This is a genomic window from Plantibacter sp. RU18 (genome assembly GCF_050613355.1).
Lineage (GTDB): Bacteria > Actinomycetota > Actinomycetes > Actinomycetales > Microbacteriaceae > Plantibacter.
In genome coordinates, this window is the sequence record NZ_CP159618.1 from 2,584,340 (window position 1) to 2,601,008 (window position 16,669).

The window sequence follows — 16,669 nt, forward strand, 5'->3', positions numbered from 1 at the left end:
ACCATGACCACGACCAGCATCGTCACCGGCGGTGCGCAGCGGACACGCCCCTTCGACCCGGCCGGAGTGCGCCGCCGGCCCGGCTCCGGACGGAACCTCGGTTACACGCTCATCGGCATCGTGATCCTCGCGATCATGCTCTTCCCCGTCTACTGGATGGTGAACGCCTCGTTGCAGCCCTCTGGCAACACGCTCACGGGAGACTTCTTCCCGGTCAACCCGAGCTTCGCCGGCTACGAGAAGGCGATCGCCGATCAGGGCGGCCATCTCCTCACGAGCCTCGTGATCTCGCTCGGCACCGTCGTGCTGAGCCTCGCGATCGCAGCACCTGCGGCCTACGCCCTGGCGCAGTTCCGCTTCCGGTGGATCAACGTCGCCCTGCTCGTGATCCTGATCGCGCAAATGATCCCCGGCATCGTGATCGCGAACGCCCTGTACTCGGCGTACAACGACCTCGGCCTGCTGAACTCGATCCCCGGGCTCATCCTCGCCGACGCCTCGCACGCGATCCCCTTCGCGATCCTCATCCTGCGGGCGTCGATGCAGACCATCCCGCCGTCCATCGTCGAAGCCGCCCGGGTGGACGGCGCCGGCCTCGTCCGTGCGTTCGTCTCGATCGTCCTGCCGGTGAGCCGCAACGCGCTGATCACGGCGGGCCTGTTCGCCTTCCTGTTCTCCTGGAGCGACTTCCTGTTCGCCCTCACCCTCACCACCACCGAGGACGTGCGGCCCGTGACGCTCGGCATCTATCAGTACCTCGGGTCGCAGGTATCCAATTGGAGCGCCGTCATGGCGACCGCCGTGCTGTCGTCGCTACCCGCGATCCTGCTCCTCGTCATCGCCCAGCGCTTCATCGCCGCAGGGGCCACCGGCGGTGCCGTGAAATGACCTCGACCGCACCAGACCAACCAGTCCATCCCCGAAGGAGCATCATCATGTCCGACACCCGAGCAACCCCAATCCGCGTCCTCGTCTGGGGCGAGAACCGCCACGAACAGTTGGAGGAGAAGGTCCGCGCGATCTACCCCGACGGCATGCACACGACCATCAAGGAGGGCATCGAGGAGCACCTCGGTGCCGAGGCGATCGTCACCACGACGACGCTCGACGAACCGGAACACGGCCTCACCGAGGAGGTCCTCGCCGCGACCGACGTCCTCGTCTGGTGGGGGCACGCGGCGCACGACGAGGTCGCCGACGAGGTCGTCGACCGGGTCCACCAGCACGTGCTCGCCGGCATGGGCCTGCTCGTGCTGCACTCGGGCCACTGGTCGAAGATCTTCGGCAAGCTCATGGGCACCACGTGCACGCTGCGCTGGCGTTCGGAGGAGGACCGTGAGCTCGTGTGGACGGTCGATCCGACCCACCCGATCGCCCAGGGCATCCCCCACCCCTTCATCATCCCCGCACAGGAGATGTACGGCGAGTTCTTCGACGTGCCGGCGCCCGATGAACTGGTCTTCCTCTCGACGTTCACCGGCGGCGAGGTCTTCCGTTCCGGCATGACCTACAAGCGGGGCTTCGGGAAGATCTTCTTCTTCTCCCCGGGCGACCAGGACTACCCCGTCTACCACCACGAGCACGTCCGACGCGTGCTCGCGAACGGGGTCCGCTGGGCCGTGACCCTGCGCCCGGAGCGGGCCGCCCCGGTGCTGCTGCGCTACGAGACTGAGGACTTCTACAACGGCCGCGGGTACCAGGGAGCGCTCGCACGATGAGTGCGCCGCTGCAGGGGGGCTTCGCGACGCTCGCGGATGCGACGGCCCCCGTCCGAATCGTCCTCGTCGGTGCAGGAGGAATGGGTCGCGCCTGGTTGCGGACCATCCTCGCGAACCCTGATATCGAACTGGTCGGCGTCGTCGACCTCGACACGGCGCTCGCCGAAGCCGCCGTCTCGGATGCCGGGCTGCAGTCGGGCGACGGCGGCGTGGTCGTCGGGACGAGCGTCTCGACGGTCGCCCGTGCGACGGTGGCGGACGCCGTCGTCAACGTCACCGTCCCCGTCGCCCACCACCCGGTGAACACGGAGGCGCTGTTCGCCGGCCTGCCGGTCCTCTGCGAGAAGCCGATCGCGCCGACCGTCGCGCAGGCGCTCTCACTCGCGGCGACGGCAGAGGCCAGTGGGCAGCTGCTCATGACGAGCCAGTCACGGCGCTATTACGCCTCGATCGCCGCGTTCCGGGAGCAGATCGTCTCGCTCGGCAGGCTCGGTGCAGCGACGACCGAGTTCTTCAAAGCACCGCACTTCGGCGGATTCCGAGACGTGATGCCGCACGTGCTGCTCGTCGACATGGCCATCCACGCCTTCGATGCCGCGCGATTCCTCCTCGACAACGACCCGGTCGCGGTCTACTGCGAGGAGTTCAACCCGGCATGGAGCTGGTACGCGGCGGATGCGGCAGCCACGGCGGTCTTCGAGTTCTCGGGGGGTGTGCGCTACACGTACACCGGCAGCTGGTGCGCTGACGGCCTGGAGACGTCCTGGAACGGGACGTGGCGGGTCAACGGCGAACACGGTTCGGCCAGCTGGGACGGCGAGTCCGCGCCGCATCGGCAGCTCGTCCCCGAGGATGGCCAGCCCGCCGACGTCGAGGTGTCGGCGTCGATGGCCGAGGTGCCCGAGGAGGTCGCCGGCTCGCTCGTGGAGTTCGTCGCCTCGCTGCGCGACGGGCGCGTCCCCTCCGGCGAGGTGCACGCGAACGTCCTGAGTCTCGCGATGGTGGAAGCCGCCGTCCGCTCCGCAGAGTCGGGCGAGCGCGTCCTCATCGCCGACGTCCTGGAGCAGGCCTACGCGCAGGCGGCCTCCGACGAACCTCGCGGCGACGTCCGTGGGGCCCTCGTAGCCTGGGGTTCGGCCGCCGCCGGACTCGCCGCCCCGGTCTTCGAACCGCGCTGAGTCGACGCCCGCTCAATGGAGGCATCACAGAGCGCCCGAGCGCCGCACGAGCGCGTCGGACGCATGCTCGTGCGACGCCGCGAGTTCTCGGCGCAGACTGATCGATGCCGGTGTGGGTCGACGTCGAGTTGCGCCAGTGTGCACGCATCGTTCGGCAGCGACCGAAACAGTTCGGCCATAGCCTCATCGCATGACAACGCATCGTTACCAGACGTCCCTGGATTGGGAAGGGCGCACCACCGACTATGACGGCTATGGGCGTCAGCACCGTGTGACCATCGGTGGGAACGAGATCGCGCTGAGCGCAGATGCCGCGTTCCATGGCGATCCAGCTCTTCCCAATCCTGAACAACTCGTTGTCGCTGCGGCGAGCTCATGCCAGCTCCTGTCCTTCCTCGCCGTGGCCGCTCTCGGGGGCGTGGAGGTGCTGACCTACCGCGACGATGCGGCAGGTGAGATGCCGTCCGACATGCGACCTCTGCGGTTGATCCGCATCGTGTTGCGCCCGCACATCGCGGTCGCAGGCTCGACCATCGATCGCGTCGAACGACTCGTCCGCAAGGCCCATGAGCAGTGCTACATCGCGAACAGTCTGTCGACTGAGGTCCTCGTCGAGCCGGTCATCGAGGTGGTCTGAGTGTTCGACATCGAGATCGAGGCACCGCACGGCGCGGCATCGCTGGTCCGTATCGGCCAGGCTCTCGGCGCTGCGGGTGTCGGACTGGAAGGGGGCGGCATGTGGTCCGGCGTCGCCCACTATCTGATCGCGGATCCGGACGCTGCCGTCCGTGCGCTCGCTGCGGCGGGAGTCGGGCCGGTCACGGTGCGCCCGGTGGTCCTTGCAGAACTCGATGCTGACGTTCCGGGCGCGCTCGGCCGGATGATGGCGCACCTCATCGATGCCGGCGTCACGCTGCACATCCAGAACAGCGACCACGACAACCGAAATGTGCTCGTCGTCGACGATGCTCTCCGCGCGCGGAGCGTGCTCGGGCACAATTGACGACATGAACGGGGAACCGGATATCGCCGTGCCGGCGCGAGCGCTCGGCGACACTGCCCGCGGACTCATGGCCTCCGCGCTCCTCGGCCATCGACAGATCCCTGCCGGAGAGCTCGCCCGCATAGCTGGCGTCACGGCATCGACCGCGAGCGAACACCTCCATGTGCTCCTGGCGGCCGGCCTCGTGTCGGTCGAGCACCGCGGACGGGGCCGGTTCTACCGACTCGCGAGCGACGACGTCGCCCGGGTCGTCGAAGCCCTCCAAGTGCTGGCCCCCCGACGCGAAGTACGGTCGTTGGTCCAAGCCACCGTCTCCGCCGAGCTCAGCGCCGGCCGGACCTGCTACGACCATCTCGCGGGCGACCTGGGCCTCCATGTTGCCGACCTGCTCGTCGCCGCCGAGCTCGCCTCGGGCCTTGATGTCGGTGCCACCCTGACTGCACCGCATCCGTTCCCGGACAACCTCGTGACCCAGACCCTGGGTCTGCTTCCCCCGCTCGGCCGCCGTCCATGGATTCGTGGTTGCCTCGATTGGAGCGGGCGGCGAGCACACGTCGCCGGTCAGGTGGGCGCTCAGGTGCTCTCGACCTTGGAAGCCCGCGGGTGGATGGTACGGCGCCCTTCGACGAGGGCCGTCGTGCTCACACCCGCTGGGGGCCCGGGGGTTGCAGTCCCTCACTGAGTCTCTGTCGTCATCGCCTCGGAGTCATGCAGAGCCGTTCGCTTCGTCCCACCGCACGAGGGGCTGAAAGCGAGAGGAGGGCCGCGATGCCGCGGATCGATAAGGAGTGGGCCCTGCCGGGATCGAACCGACGACATCCACGGTGTAAACGTGGCGCTCTACCAGCTGAGCTAAAGGCCCGTTGCACGGGCTGATGACCCGAGCGACCTGTCGATTCTAGCCGGAGCGGGAGGTTCTTCGCCGCACACGGTCGCGCCTTGCATCGCGGAGCGATGATTCAGGGCCAACGGGCACGAGGCGAGACGGAACACGGTGCGACGAAGCAGCGCCGAGGCGGTGGCACGTCGTACCATCGAGGTGATGGATACGACGATCGCAACCCCGTACGAAGACCTCCTGCGCGACACGCTGGAGAACGGCGCCGTCAAGGGCGACCGCACAGGCACCGGCACGCGCAGCGTGTTCGGTCGCCAGCTCCGATTCGACCTCTCAGAGGGCTTCCCGCTCATCACCACGAAGCGCGTGCACTGGAAGTCCATCGCGTACGAACTGCTCTGGTTCCTCCGCGGCGACGGCAACGTACGTTGGTTGCAGGAGCACGGCGTCTCCATCTGGGACGAGTGGGCCGACGAGCAGGGCGAGCTCGGCCCCGTCTACGGTGTGCAGTGGCGCTCCTGGCCCACTCCGGACGGTTCACACATCGATCAGATCTCCCAGGTGATCGAGCAGCTCCGCACCGACCCGAACTCGCGCCGCATCATCGTCTCAGCGTGGAACGTCGCAGACATCCCGAACATGGCACTCGCTCCGTGCCACGCGTTCTTCCAGTTCTACGTCGCCGACGGCAAGCTCTCCTGCCAGTTGTACCAGCGCAGCGCAGACCTCTTCCTCGGCGTCCCGTTCAACATCGCGAGCTACGCACTGCTCACCCATATGGTCGCCGAGCAGGTCGGCCTCGAGGTCGGCGATTTCGTGTGGACCGGCGGCGACTGCCACATCTACGACAACCACGTCGAGCAGGTCACCGAGCAGCTGACCCGCGCTCCGTTCCCAGCGCCGCAGCTGCGTTTCACCACGAAGCGCGACAGCATCTTCGATGTGGAGTACGACGACCTCGAGATCGTCGACTACCAGCACCACCCCGCGATCCGTGCGGCCGTCGCCGTATGAGCCTGGCGCTCATCTGGGCACAGGCGCACGACGGCGTCATCGGAGCGGACGGCGACATGCCGTGGCACGTCCCTGAGGACCTGGCGCACTTCAAAGCACTCACCGGATCCGACACCGTCATCATGGGGCGGCGCACCTGGGACTCCCTGCCACCGCGCTTCCGGCCACTTCCCGGGCGTCGCAACGTCGTCGTGACGCGAGATCGAACCTGGTCGGCGGACGGTGCTGTGGTGGCCCACTCGCTGCAGGACGCCATCAGGACGGGCAGCGGCGACGATGCCACTGTCTGGATCACGGGTGGTGCCGGCCTCTTCGCCGAGGCGCTCCCCCTGGCCGATCGTCTCGAAGTCACCGAACTCGACCTCGCTGTCGCCGGCGACACCTTCGCCCCGACCATCAGCGACGAGTGGCTACCGATCACGATCGATCCTGCACACGGATGGTCATCCTCGCGGACGGGTCTGCCGTACCGTTTCATCCGTTACGGCCGCGCACCTGTCGTCACGATCACCGTCTGAGGGTCTCAGACGGGCTGGCGCAACTCTTCGAGCGCAGCACGATAGGCGGCGAGCGAACGCGCCTCACCGGGTGCCGTGATGAAGCTCTCGCGGATGATGCCCTGCTGATCGATGAGGAAGGTCGCACGGTTCGCGAAGCCCTTTTCCGGCAGGAACACGCCGTACTCCTTCGCGACCTGACCGTGCGGCCAGAAGTCGGCCAGCAACTGGAAGCCGTAGTGCTCCTGTTCCGCCCAGGCGCGCAGCGTGTGCTTCGAGTCGACCGAGATGCCGACGAGCGTGACCTGGTCGTCGGTGAAGAGGCTCAGGTTGTCGCGCAGCTCGCACAGTTCGCCCGTGCAGGTTCCGGAGAACGCCAACGGGAAGAAGACGAGGGCGACGGCCGAACTTCCGCGGAACTGACTGAGTCTGACGAGTTCCCCGAACTGGTTCGCCAGTTCGAAGTCGGGTGCCAGGGTGTCGTTCTCGAGTGCCATCTCAGTCCTTTCAGGCGGGTACGCCTGTTCCGGATCGCCCGAGCGGTGGACGGGCCCGATCCGGTCACACATCCTAACCCCGCACCGGTCCTCGTCCAACCCGAGAGGGTCCTGTCCTTGGTCGCCGTTCGAGCGAGCGACCGGATAGGCTGAAAGGTGGCGCCCGCGTCCATACCCCTTCAGGACGCATGGAGTTCATCATCACAACCAGGCACGATCTGCCACGAGAGAAAGGTCGACGGTGACTGTTCACGACCAGGATCCATACTCGTCCAACCACGTAGACGCCGATCCTGAGGAGACGTCAGAGTGGAATGAGTCGCTCGACGCCCTCGTCGACGAACGTGGCCCCGGCCGCGGTCGCGACATCATGTTGAGCCTCCTCAAGCGCTCCAAGGAGCTGCACCTCGGTGTGCCGATGGTCCCGACCACCGACTACATCAACACGATCGCGTCGGAGAACGAGCCGGACTTCCCGGGCGACGAGGACATCGAGCGCCGCTACCGCGCATGGATCCGTTGGAACGCAGCGATGACCGTGCACCGCGCGCAGCGCCCCGGCATCGGTGTCGGCGGCCACATCTCGACCTATGCTTCCTCCGCCGCCCTCTACGAGGTCGGCTTCAACCACTTCTTCCGCGGCCAGGACGCCCCGGGCGGTGGCGACCAGATCTACATCCAGGGTCACGCCTCCCCCGGCACCTACGCACGCGCCTTCCTCGAGGGCCGTCTCAGCACGGACCAGCTCGACGGCTTCCGCCAGGAGAAGTCGCACGCGCCGCACGGCCTCTCCTCGTATCCGCACCCTCGCCTCATGCCGGACTTCTGGCAGTTCCCGACGGTGTCGATGGGCCTCGGTCCCATCAACGCGATCTACCAGGCACACCTCGCCAAGTACGTCACGAACCGTGGCATCACGGACGCCAGCGACCAGCAGGTCTGGGCGTTCCTCGGCGACGGCGAGATGGACGAGGTCGAGAGCCGTGGCCAGTTGCAGGTCGCCGCGAACGAAGGCCTCGACAACCTCAACTTCGTGATCAACTGCAACCTGCAGCGCCTCGACGGTCCGGTCCGCGGAAACGGCAAGATCATCCAGGAGCTCGAGAGCTACTTCCGCGGTGCCGGCTGGAACGTCATCAAGGTCATCTGGGGTCGCGAGTGGGACGACCTGCTCGACCGCGACACCGACGGCGCACTGCTCAACCTCATGAACGTCACCCCTGACGGCGACTTCCAGACGTACAAGACCGAGGACGGCGCCTACGTCCGCGAGAACTTCTTCGGCCGCGATGAGCGCGCCCGCAAGCTCGTTGAGGACTACAGCGACGAACAGGTCTGGAACCTCAAGCGCGGTGGCCACGACTACCGCAAGGTGTACGCGGCGTTCAAGGCTGCGAGCGAGCACAAGGGCCAGCCGACGGTCATCCTCGCCCACACGATCAAGGGCTACGGCCTCGGCCCGAGCTTCGAGGGCCGCAACGCGACCCACCAGATGAAGAAGATGACGCTCGACAACCTGAAGACCTTCAGGGACACGATGCGCATCCCGATCACCGACTCGCAGCTCGAAGAGAACCCGTACCTCCCGCCGTACTACCACCCTGGTGAGAACGACGAAGCGATCCAGTACCTGCACGAGCGCCGTCGCGCGCTCGGCGGTTACGTCCCCGAGCGTCGCAGCAAGTACACGCAGCTGAACCTGCCGGACGACTCCGCGTACGCCGCGGCGAAGAAGGGCTCAGGCACGCAGGAGATCGCCACGACGATGGCGTTCGTCCGGCTGCTGAAGGACCTCCTGCGCTCGAAGGACTTCGGCAACCGCATCGTCCCGATCATCCCGGACGAAGCGCGCACCTTCGGCATGGACGCGTTCTTCCCGAGCGCGAAGATCTACAACCCGAACGGACAGCACTACACCTCGGTCGACCGCGAACTCCTCCTCGCCTACAAGGAGAGCCCGCAGGGCCAGATCATCCACGTCGGTATCAACGAGGCGGGCGCGGTCGCGGCGTTCTCCGCGGTGGGTACGTCGTACTCGGTGCAGGGCGAGCCCCTCATCCCGGTCTACGTCTTCTACTCGATGTTCGGCTTCCAGCGCACCGCCGACGCCATCTGGGCTGCTGGCGACCAGATGACCCGAGGGTTCATGATCGGCGCCACCGCCGGCCGCACGACGCTCACGGGCGAGGGTCTGCAGCATGCTGACGGCCACTCGCTCCTGCTGTCGTCGTCGAACCCCGCGGTCATCAGTTACGACCCGGCGTACGGCTACGAGATCGCGCGCATCGTGCGCAGCGGTCTCGAGCGCATGTACGGCGGCGAGCACCAGGACCCGAACGTCATGTACTACCTCACGGTCTACAACGAGCCGATGGTCATGCCCGTCGAGCCCGAGGACGTCGACGTGGACGGGATCGTCCGCGGTATCCACCGCATCAGCACCGGCGGCGAGCAGGGCCCGAAGGCTCAGCTCATGGCGTCGGGTGTCGCGGTCCCGTGGGCGATCGAGGCGCAGCAGTTGCTCGCCGACGACTGGGGCGTGTCGGCAGACGTCTGGAGCGTGACGAGCTGGACCGAGCTGCGTCGCGACGGTCTCGCAGCCGACGAGCACAACTTCCTGTATCCGCAGGAGGAGCGTCGTGTGCCGTACGTCACCGCGAAGCTGAGCGACGCCGCCGGCCCGTTCATCGCCGTGACCGACCACATGCACGCCGTGCCGGACCAGATCCGTCAGTTCGTCCCGGGCGACTTCGCGACGCTCGGTGCGGACGACTTCGGCTTCTCCGACACCCGTGCAGCTGCACGTCGCTTCTTCAAGATCGACGGACCGTCGCTCGTCGTCCGCGCCCTCCAGCAGCTCGCTGCACGGGGCGAGGTCGATGCAAGCGTCCCGCAGCAGGCGATCGACCGCTACCGCCTCCACGACGTGAACGCCGGCAGCACCGGCAACGCGGGCGGCGAGAGCTGATCCCATCGATGCCACGGTGACGAAGACGAAGACGAAGGCCGAGACACTCGACTGGCTCCGCCGGATCTCGGGCGAGCTCGCGACCGCGACGCTCAAACGCCTCGAGGACACCCTTCCCTGGTATGCCGAGATGCCACCGGGCCGCCGCTCTGCGGTCGGCCTGGTGGCTCAGGCCGGTATCAGTTCGTTCATCTCGTGGTTCGACGACCCACGATCGACCCCGTGGATCGCCGCCGACGTGTTCGGGGCAGCTCCGCGCGAGCTACTCCGGTCCGTCAGCCTGCAGCAGACGCTGCAACTCATCAAGGTCACCGTCGAGGTCGTCGAGGAGCGAGTCGCGCCCGGCAGCGTCGACCTCCGTGAAGCGATCCTGCTGTACTCACGCGACATCGCATTCGCCTCAGCAGACGTCTACGCACGCGCCGCTGAAGCACGTGGCCTGTGGGACGCCCGTCTCGAAGCACTCGTCGTCGACTCCATCCTGAGTGGCGAGGCCGACGACGAACTGCCCAGCCGGATCGCCGCTCTCGGCTGGCACGGCCACGGCGAGGCGTGCGTCCTCGTCGGGACGACGCCTCGCGTCCTCGACGTCGACATGCTCCGGCGCACGGCACGGCACCTCGACGCAGACGTCCTGATCGGCGTGCAGGGCAATCGCCTGGTCCTCGTCCTCGGCCGCGCCGAGTTGCCCGGCACGGAGCCGGGCGAAGCCGAGACGGACGATGAGGCAGAACAGCTCGCAGCTGACGCGCGCGCCGCAACGGCAGCTGCGGCCCAACTGAGTTTCCTCGACATCGCCGGCAAGCTCGAGCACGGCTTCGGCCCAGGACACCTCGTCCTCGGCCACGCCGTGCCGTCGCTCATCGAGGCGTCACGCAGCGCGAAGGCCGCATTGGCAGGGTTCGCCGTCGCGAAGTCGTGGCGACACGCTCCTCGGCCGGTCGCCGCCGACGACCTCCTTCCCGAGCGTGCTCTCGCCGGTGATACGTTGGCGAAGACCACGCTCATCGAGCGGGTCTATCGACCGCTCAAGGAGTACTCCGGTGAACTCGTCACCACCCTCTGGTGCTACCTCGACAACGGCCGGTCCCTGGAAGCGACCGCCCGTGAACTCTTCGTGCACCCGAACACCGTCCGGTACCGCTTGAAGCGTGTCTCAGAGGTCATCGGGTGGGATGCAACGGGCGCTCGCGAATCCCTCATCCTCCAGGCGGCGCTCATCCTCGGCGCGATCGCCGAGCCAGAGCCCTCGCGGCGACGCTTGCAGTCCTGATGCTTTCGGGGTGCCGGGCGTCCGGGGCTTCACGTTGTGCGGATCGCACAAAGCTTTTTCAAAAGGTTCGTGGTGTTTCTCCACTGCCTCCCGCCCGGAGCTTGGCAGACTAGAGCGGTGATCGTCATTGCCTGCCCTGGACAGGGCTCCCAGACCCCCGGCTTCCTCGACCCGTGGCTGCAGGACGCCACCGCGAGGCAGGCGCTCGAGCGCTACTCCGACGAGGCGGGTCTCGATCTCGTGAAGCACGGCACGGTCTCAGACGCAGACACGATCCGCGATACCGCGGTCGCTCAGCCCCTCATCGTGGCTGCCGGGATCGTCGCGCTCGACGCGCTCCGTGCAGCGCTGCCTGCCGATGCGGCGCCGTTCGGCGGCATCGCCGGCCACTCCGTCGGTGAGATCACCGCCGCTTACGGCGCTGGCATCCTCACGGACAGCGATGCGATGAGCTTCGTGAGCGAGCGCGCCGTCGCGATGGCCGAGGCGGCGTCCGCGACGCCGACCGGCATGAGCGCTGTCCTCGGCGGCGACCCGGACGAGGTCGTCGCACACGTACGCTCCTTCGGCCTCGAGCCCGCCAACTACAACGGCGGGGGGCAGATCGTCGTCGCCGGCGCGCACGACGCCCTGGCACGCCTCGCCGACGAACCGCTCAAGGGCACCCGGGTCATCCCGCTCCAGGTCGCGGGCGCGTTCCACACCAGCTACATGGCTTCGGCACGTGACTGGCTGGCCGGCGCGAGCCGCACCGTCGAACCCCATGACCCGAGCCTCCGCATCTGGACGAACCACGACGGCACCGAGGTGACGTCCGGCACCGCCTTCTTCGACCTCCTCATCGGCCAGGTGGCGTCACCGGTACGCTGGGACCTGTGCATGGAGGCGTTCAGCGCTTCAGGCATCACCGGACTCATCGAGCTCGCTCCAGCCGGAGCGCTCACGGGTCTTGCACATCGCGGCCTGAAGGGTGTGCCGACGGTCGCCATCAAGACCCCCGACGACCTGCCTGCAGCCCTCGACCTCATCGCCCAGCAGTAGCGCAGACGGAGAACCAGCGAATGACCACCCCCACCCTCAAGCAGACGCGCGGTCCGGAGTTCACCCGGATCCTCGGTCTCGGCGCCGCCCGCGGCGACCTCAGCGTCCCGAACGACGACCTCGTCGGCCCGATCAACTCGTCCGACGAGTGGATCCAGCAGCGCACCGGCATCGTCACCCGCACCAGAGCGTCCGCCGGCGTCAGTGCCGTCGACCTCGCAGCAGCGGCGGGAGCCGAAGCGATCCAGTCAGCCGGCATCGCTCCCGAGCAGATCGGCCTCGTCCTCATCGCGACGATCAGCAACGTGCAGCAGTCCCCGTCGATGGCAGCCGTCGTCGCCGACCGCGTCGGTGCGAACCCCGCCGCCGCCTATGACCTCAACGCAGCCTGCGCCGGGTACGCGTACGCCATCGCGCAGGCTGACGCCCTCATCCGGTCAGGTGCGGCGCACTACGCCCTCGTCATCGGTGCCGAGAAGCTCTCCGACATCGTCGACCCGACCGACCGCTCCATCTCGTTCCTCCTCGGGGACGGTGCCGGCGCCGCGGTCGTCGGGCCGAGCGACTTCCCCGGCATCTCCCCCACCGTGTGGGGCTCCGACGGCTCGAAGGCCGACGCTGTCGGGATGAGCGGCACGCTCGTCGAATACCGCGACGGTACAGCCGCGTGGCCGACGCTCCGTCAGGAGGGCCAGACGGTGTTCCGTTGGGCAGTCTGGGAGATGGCCAAGGTCGCCAAGCAGGCGCTCGAGGTCGCCGGCGTCGAAGCGTCCGATCTCGCCGCCTTCATCCCCCACCAGGCGAACATGCGCATCGTCGACGAGTTCGCGAAGCAGCTGAAGCTGCCGGAGAGCGTCGTGATCGCCCGCGACATCGAGACCACCGGCAACACCTCGGCTGCCTCGATCCCCCTCGCCACCCACCGTCTGTTGCAGGGCCACCCTGAGCTCAGCGGCGGCCTCGCACTGCAGATCGGCTTCGGTGCCGGACTCGTGTTCGGCGCGCAGGTCGTCGTCCTGCCGTAGCAGGACGCTCGACGCGACTACACTCGACTACGGTCAAACCTCACTCAAGGAGAAGAACAATGGCATTGTCCACCGAAGAAGTCCTCGCCGGCCTGGCCGAGCTCATCAATGACGAGACCGGCATCGCGACCGACACCGTCGAGCTGGACAAGTCCTTCACCGACGACCTCGACATCGACTCGATCTCCATGATGACCATCGTCGTCAACGCGGAGGAGAAGTTCGACGTGAAGATCCCGGACGAGGAAGTCAAGAACCTGAAGACCGTCGGCGACGCCGTCGATTTCATCGTCAAGGCTCAGGGCTAGTCCCAGCGCGTTGCTGAAGGGTCGGCCGGCAGTTGGCCGGCCGACCCTTCAGCGTTCGGGCCGCGAGCACACCGCTCCTGGCGCGTCTTCGACCGCCCGCAGGGCACGAGGTCACCACCTCATCTCCACAGAAGGTTTGACTCAATGACCACCAAACGCATCGTCATCACCGGTATCGGCGCGACCACGCCGCTCGGCGGCAACGCCACCGATTCCTGGAACAACCTCCTGGCAGGCCAGAGCGGCGCGAGCCGACTCGAGCAGCCGTGGGCCGAGGAGCTCGAGCTCCCCGTCCGTTTCGCCGCCCAGGCAGCCGTCCCGAGCGCCGACGTCCTCGACCGCCGCGAGGTCAAGCGCCTCGACCCGTCGAGCCAGTTCGCGCTCACGGCCGCGCGCGAGGCCTGGCAGGACGCCGGAGCCCCCGAGGTCGACCCCGAGCGCCTCCTCGTCGACTGGGCCACCGGTATCGGCGGCGTCTGGACGCTCCTCGACGCCTGGGACACCCTGCGCGAGAAAGGCCCGCGTCGCGTCCTCCCGATGACGGTCCCGATGCTGATGCCGAACGGCCCCGCTGCAGCGATCGGCATGGACCTCGGCGCCCGCGGCGGAGAGCGCACCGTCGTCTCCGCGTGCGCGTCGAGCACCGAATCCCTCGCCAACGCTTACGACCACCTTCAGGCGGGTCTCGCCGACATCGTCGTCGCAGGCGGGTCGGAAGCCGCCATCCACCCACTGCCGCTCGCGTCCTTCGCCGCCATGCAAGCACTGTCGAAGCGCAACGACGACCCGGCGATCGCCTCACGCCCCTACGACGTCGACCGCGACGGATTCGTCCTCGGCGAAGGTGCGGCAGCACTCATCGTCGAGACCGAAGAGCATGCGCTTGCTCGCGGAGCACGCATCTACGCCGAACTGCTCGGCGGCGCGGTCACCAGCGACGCGTACCACATCACCGCTCCGGACCCCGAGGGTTCGGCAGCGGCACGTGCCATGCGCGCTGCGGTGGAGAACTCAGGGGCCTCGCTGTCCGACGTCGTGCACATCAACGCGCACGCCACGAGCACGCCCGTCGGCGACATCGCCGAGTACAACGCGCTTCGGCGCGTGTTCGGCGCTCAGCTCGACGACATCGCAGTCACCGCGACCAAGGCGTCGACCGGGCACCTGCTCGGCGGCGCCGGCGCGATCGAGGCGGCCTACACGGCGTTGACGCTGCACCACCGCGTCATCCCGCCGACCATCAACCTCGACAACCAGGACCCGGAGATCCCACTCGACGTCGTCACGACGCCGCGGGAGCTCGGCTCCGGCGATCTCCTCGCCATCAGCAACTCCTTCGGATTCGGTGGCCACAACGCCGTCGTGGCGTTCCGCAGCTACTGAGCGTCGCCTCGACGGAACGACGACGGGTCGTGGTGCACTGCACCGCGACCCGTCGTCGTTCCGTGACCAGGATGTCTGCGTTTCGCCACCTCGTGTCAGCCGGGAGCTGGTCACCGACCTCGCACGGTCCACGCCACGCGGACATCCTGTCGTCTGTGAAGTTGTGTCGCGCCGATCCGACGAAGCGTCTCAGCCCACGTTGTGGAGCCAGATGACCGACGAACCCTCGCCGGCATGGCGGAACGGCTCGAGCTCTTCGTCCCAGGGGGCACCGAGCGCCACGCGCAGTTCGCGCTGCAGTTCATCAGCCTGGCCACCCGCGACCTCCATCGCGTACCGGATGCGGTCCTCGGGAACGACGATGTTGCCGATGCTGTCGGTCTGCGCATAGAAGATCCCGAGATCGGGAGTGTGCATCCACCGAGCGCCATCGAAGCCCTGGGCGGGGTCCTCGCTCACCTCATACCGGAGGTGCTCCCAGCCGCGCAACGCGGACGCCAGTGCAGCACCGGTGCCGTGCGGGCCCTCCCAGAAGACTTCGGCCCGCTGCGCACCGCGCAGGATGGGCTGGTCCTCCCAATCAAAGCTGATGGCACGACCAAGAGCGCGACCTGCCGCCCATTCGAGGTGCGGGCAGAGCGCGCGAGGCGAGGAGTGCACGAACAGCACACCCTTCGTCATCGGTGTCGACATGATTCCTCCACTGCGTCCGGGTGCGTCTTCCCCAACGACCCATGCAGTGCGTCCCATGTCGGTGACCGGCGGACCGGCCACCCGTGTATGCAGTTGTACGACTCTCGCCGATAGGAGCATTATGCCCCAAGACCTGGGCAAATGACAACAGTGTCGTTCGGGCTACGCTTGATCCGGAGTGCCCGCCGACGGGCGACTCGCCCAGGAACGGAGCTGTGATGCACGACGCCCTCGCGATCGATATCGGTGGAACCAAGGTCGAGGCGTCCATCGTCGACGCCGAAGGGCGCCTGGTGCCGGGCACCCGGTTCCGGGGACCCACTGGGGCTGCCGCCAGCCGTGATGCTCTGTCCGAGTCGATCATCAGCACCGCACGACGGAGCCTCGATGCCCACCGCGGGACTGTGGCGGGCATCGGCGTCGGATCTGCCGGTCCCATCGGAGTTGCGGACGGGAACATCTCGCCGCTGAACCTCCCCCGTCTCGCCGGCTTCCCGGTCGTGGACGAACTCTCACGTCTGGGCTCCGGCCCCGTGGAGCTCCGCCTCGACGGTACGTGCATCGCCCTTGCCGAGCACTGGCGCGGCGCACTGCACGGAACGCGCAATGCGATGGGGATCGTGGTCTCGACGGGCGTCGGGGGCGGCATCATCCTCGACGGCCGTCTCATCTCCGGGACGTCTGGAAACGCCGGTCACCTCGGCCAGATGCAGCTCCGCGAACGCCGGACCGACGTCACCGGTGCGCCCTGGACGCTCGAAGGCATCGCCTCGGGGACCGCGACCGTCGCCTGGGCGCGCGCCAACGGATGGACGGGCAGCACGGGTGAGCAGCTCGGTACGGCGTACGCCGCTGGGGACTCGCTCGCGATCCGTGCGGTGCGGCGATCTGCGGAAGCTGTCGGCGAGGCCCTGTGCAGCATCACCACCCTGCTCGATCTGGAACGCATCGCCATCGGCGGTGGTTTCTCCCGCGTGTCCATCGACTATCTGGACCTCGTCCGGCAGTCGGCGGCCGAGTCTGCCTTGCACGGGTACGCGCGCGAGCTCGACATCGTGCCGTCCGGACTCGACGCAGACGGGCCGCTCATCGGAGCTGCGGCGCTGATCCTCGCGAACGGCAGGGCGCTCACCGAGGCGTAGTCGGCCGCGATTGGACCCCCGCCCCGGCCATTGAGCTTGTCGAAGTGCCACCTCGACAAGCTCGGCGAGCGACAGCAGGGTGGGACGTGAA

17 protein-coding genes and 1 tRNA gene are annotated in these 16,669 nt (G+C 67.6%); 15 read left to right on the forward strand and 3 right to left on the reverse strand.

What is annotated here, in order from left to right:
- Window positions 1-3 precede the first annotated feature (3 nt).
- From ABMA10_RS12395 to ABMA10_RS12420, 6 genes are all read left to right on the forward strand, one after another.
- Window positions 4-888, forward strand: coding sequence for a carbohydrate ABC transporter permease (locus ABMA10_RS12395; protein WP_414693679.1), 885 nt, complete (start codon window positions 4-6; stop codon window positions 886-888).
- 47 nt (window positions 889-935) lie between these two features.
- Window positions 936-1,718 carry a ThuA domain-containing protein gene (locus ABMA10_RS12400; RefSeq protein WP_347869167.1) on the forward strand — a complete coding sequence of 261 codons (783 nt, stop codon included), beginning with the start codon at window positions 936-938 and terminating at the stop codon, window positions 1,716-1,718.
- Window positions 1,715-2,896, forward strand: a complete 1,182-nt coding sequence (locus tag ABMA10_RS12405; RefSeq protein WP_347869166.1) for a Gfo/Idh/MocA family protein — start codon at window positions 1,715-1,717, stop codon at window positions 2,894-2,896. Before ABMA10_RS12400 ends, ABMA10_RS12405 begins: the two co-directional genes overlap by 4 nt.
- A gap of 190 nt (window positions 2,897-3,086) precedes the next feature.
- Window positions 3,087-3,533, forward strand: coding sequence for an OsmC family protein (locus tag ABMA10_RS12410; RefSeq protein WP_347869165.1), 447 nt, complete (start codon window positions 3,087-3,089; stop codon window positions 3,531-3,533).
- On the forward strand, window positions 3,534-3,899 hold the full coding sequence (locus ABMA10_RS12415) for a hypothetical protein (RefSeq protein WP_347869164.1): 366 nt from the start codon (window positions 3,534-3,536) through the stop codon (window positions 3,897-3,899).
- A 4-nt stretch (window positions 3,900-3,903) separates the two neighbouring features.
- Window positions 3,904-4,581: an ArsR/SmtB family transcription factor gene (locus ABMA10_RS12420; protein ID WP_347869163.1), complete on the forward strand. Its 678-nt coding sequence runs from the start codon at window positions 3,904-3,906 to the stop codon at window positions 4,579-4,581.
- Between the two features lie 107 nt (window positions 4,582-4,688).
- On the opposite strand, the gene ABMA10_RS12425 is transcribed toward ABMA10_RS12420, so the two are convergent.
- Window positions 4,689-4,761: transfer RNA gene (locus ABMA10_RS12425), tRNA-Val, on the reverse strand.
- A 180-nt stretch (window positions 4,762-4,941) separates the two neighbouring features.
- Between ABMA10_RS12425 and ABMA10_RS12430 the strand changes: the two genes are divergently transcribed.
- Entirely contained in the window at window positions 4,942-5,751 is an 810-nt protein-coding gene (locus tag ABMA10_RS12430; RefSeq protein WP_347869162.1) for a thymidylate synthase, read from the forward strand.
- Window positions 5,748-6,269 carry a dihydrofolate reductase gene (locus ABMA10_RS12435; protein ID WP_347869161.1) on the forward strand — a complete coding sequence of 174 codons (522 nt, stop codon included), beginning with the start codon at window positions 5,748-5,750 and terminating at the stop codon, window positions 6,267-6,269. Before ABMA10_RS12430 ends, ABMA10_RS12435 begins: the two co-directional genes overlap by 4 nt.
- A 5-nt stretch (window positions 6,270-6,274) precedes the next feature.
- On the opposite strand, the gene ABMA10_RS12440 is transcribed toward ABMA10_RS12435, so the two are convergent.
- Entirely contained in the window at window positions 6,275-6,745 is a 471-nt protein-coding gene (locus tag ABMA10_RS12440) for a peroxiredoxin (RefSeq protein ID WP_347869160.1), read from the reverse strand.
- 241 nt (window positions 6,746-6,986) lie between these two features.
- Between ABMA10_RS12440 and aceE the strand changes: the two genes are divergently transcribed.
- The 6 genes from aceE to ABMA10_RS12470 all read left to right on the forward strand — a co-directional run bounded on the left by aceE (window position 6,987) and on the right by ABMA10_RS12470 (window position 14,743).
- Window positions 6,987-9,713, forward strand: a complete 2,727-nt coding sequence (gene aceE, locus ABMA10_RS12445) for a pyruvate dehydrogenase (acetyl-transferring), homodimeric type (RefSeq protein ID WP_347869159.1) — start codon at window positions 6,987-6,989, stop codon at window positions 9,711-9,713.
- 16 nt (window positions 9,714-9,729) lie between these two features.
- A complete protein-coding gene (locus ABMA10_RS12450; protein WP_431030598.1) occupies window positions 9,730-10,986 on the forward strand; it encodes a PucR family transcriptional regulator in 1,257 nt (418 codons plus the stop codon).
- Between the two features lie 117 nt (window positions 10,987-11,103).
- Entirely contained in the window at window positions 11,104-12,027 is a 924-nt protein-coding gene (locus tag ABMA10_RS12455; protein ID WP_347869157.1) for an ACP S-malonyltransferase, read from the forward strand.
- Window positions 12,028-12,047: 20 nt separating this feature from the next.
- On the forward strand, window positions 12,048-13,052 hold the full coding sequence (locus tag ABMA10_RS12460) for a beta-ketoacyl-ACP synthase III (protein WP_347869156.1): 1,005 nt from the start codon (window positions 12,048-12,050) through the stop codon (window positions 13,050-13,052).
- A 59-nt stretch (window positions 13,053-13,111) separates the two neighbouring features.
- Entirely contained in the window at window positions 13,112-13,360 is a 249-nt protein-coding gene (locus ABMA10_RS12465; RefSeq protein WP_056006457.1) for an acyl carrier protein, read from the forward strand.
- 144 nt (window positions 13,361-13,504) lie between these two features.
- Window positions 13,505-14,743, forward strand: coding sequence for a beta-ketoacyl-[acyl-carrier-protein] synthase family protein (locus tag ABMA10_RS12470; protein WP_347869155.1), 1,239 nt, complete (start codon window positions 13,505-13,507; stop codon window positions 14,741-14,743).
- Window positions 14,744-14,932: 189 nt separating this feature from the next.
- On the opposite strand, the gene ABMA10_RS12475 is transcribed toward ABMA10_RS12470, so the two are convergent.
- Window positions 14,933-15,436: a DUF3145 domain-containing protein gene (locus tag ABMA10_RS12475; protein ID WP_347869154.1), complete on the reverse strand. Its 504-nt coding sequence runs from the start codon at window positions 15,434-15,436 to the stop codon at window positions 14,933-14,935.
- Window positions 15,437-15,654: 218 nt separating this feature from the next.
- Here ABMA10_RS12475 and ABMA10_RS12480 point away from each other — a divergent pair, with 218 nt between their 5' ends.
- Window positions 15,655-16,578 (forward strand): ROK family protein, encoded by a 924-nt coding sequence (locus ABMA10_RS12480; protein WP_347869181.1) that lies wholly within the window; start codon window positions 15,655-15,657, stop codon window positions 16,576-16,578.
- Window positions 16,579-16,669 lie beyond the last annotated feature (91 nt).

What these genes read in the sequence shown, in the direction of transcription:
- ABMA10_RS12395 (WP_414693679.1), top strand. Translation starts at nt 4, where the DNA reads ATGACCACGACCAGCATCGTCACCGGCGGTGCGCAGCGGACACGCCCC.
- ABMA10_RS12400 (WP_347869167.1), top strand. Translation starts at nt 936, where the DNA reads ATGTCCGACACCCGAGCAACCCCAATCCGCGTCCTCGTCTGGGGCGAG.
- ABMA10_RS12405 (WP_347869166.1), top strand. Translation starts at nt 1,715, where the DNA reads ATGAGTGCGCCGCTGCAGGGGGGCTTCGCGACGCTCGCGGATGCGACG.
- ABMA10_RS12410 (WP_347869165.1), top strand. Translation starts at nt 3,087, where the DNA reads ATGACAACGCATCGTTACCAGACGTCCCTGGATTGGGAAGGGCGCACC.
- ABMA10_RS12420 (WP_347869163.1), top strand. Translation starts at nt 3,904, where the DNA reads ATGAACGGGGAACCGGATATCGCCGTGCCGGCGCGAGCGCTCGGCGAC.
- ABMA10_RS12430 (WP_347869162.1), top strand. Translation starts at nt 4,942, where the DNA reads ATGGATACGACGATCGCAACCCCGTACGAAGACCTCCTGCGCGACACG.
- ABMA10_RS12435 (WP_347869161.1), top strand. Translation starts at nt 5,748, where the DNA reads ATGAGCCTGGCGCTCATCTGGGCACAGGCGCACGACGGCGTCATCGGA.
- ABMA10_RS12440 (WP_347869160.1), bottom strand. Translation starts at nt 6,745, where the DNA reads ATGGCACTCGAGAACGACACCCTGGCACCCGACTTCGAACTGGCGAAC.
- ABMA10_RS12460 (WP_347869156.1), top strand. Translation starts at nt 12,048, where the DNA reads ATGACCACCCCCACCCTCAAGCAGACGCGCGGTCCGGAGTTCACCCGG.
- ABMA10_RS12465 (WP_056006457.1), top strand. Translation starts at nt 13,112, where the DNA reads ATGGCATTGTCCACCGAAGAAGTCCTCGCCGGCCTGGCCGAGCTCATC.
- ABMA10_RS12470 (WP_347869155.1), top strand. Translation starts at nt 13,505, where the DNA reads ATGACCACCAAACGCATCGTCATCACCGGTATCGGCGCGACCACGCCG.
- ABMA10_RS12475 (WP_347869154.1), bottom strand. Translation starts at nt 15,436, where the DNA reads ATGTCGACACCGATGACGAAGGGTGTGCTGTTCGTGCACTCCTCGCCT.
- ABMA10_RS12480 (WP_347869181.1), top strand. Translation starts at nt 15,655, where the DNA reads ATGCACGACGCCCTCGCGATCGATATCGGTGGAACCAAGGTCGAGGCG.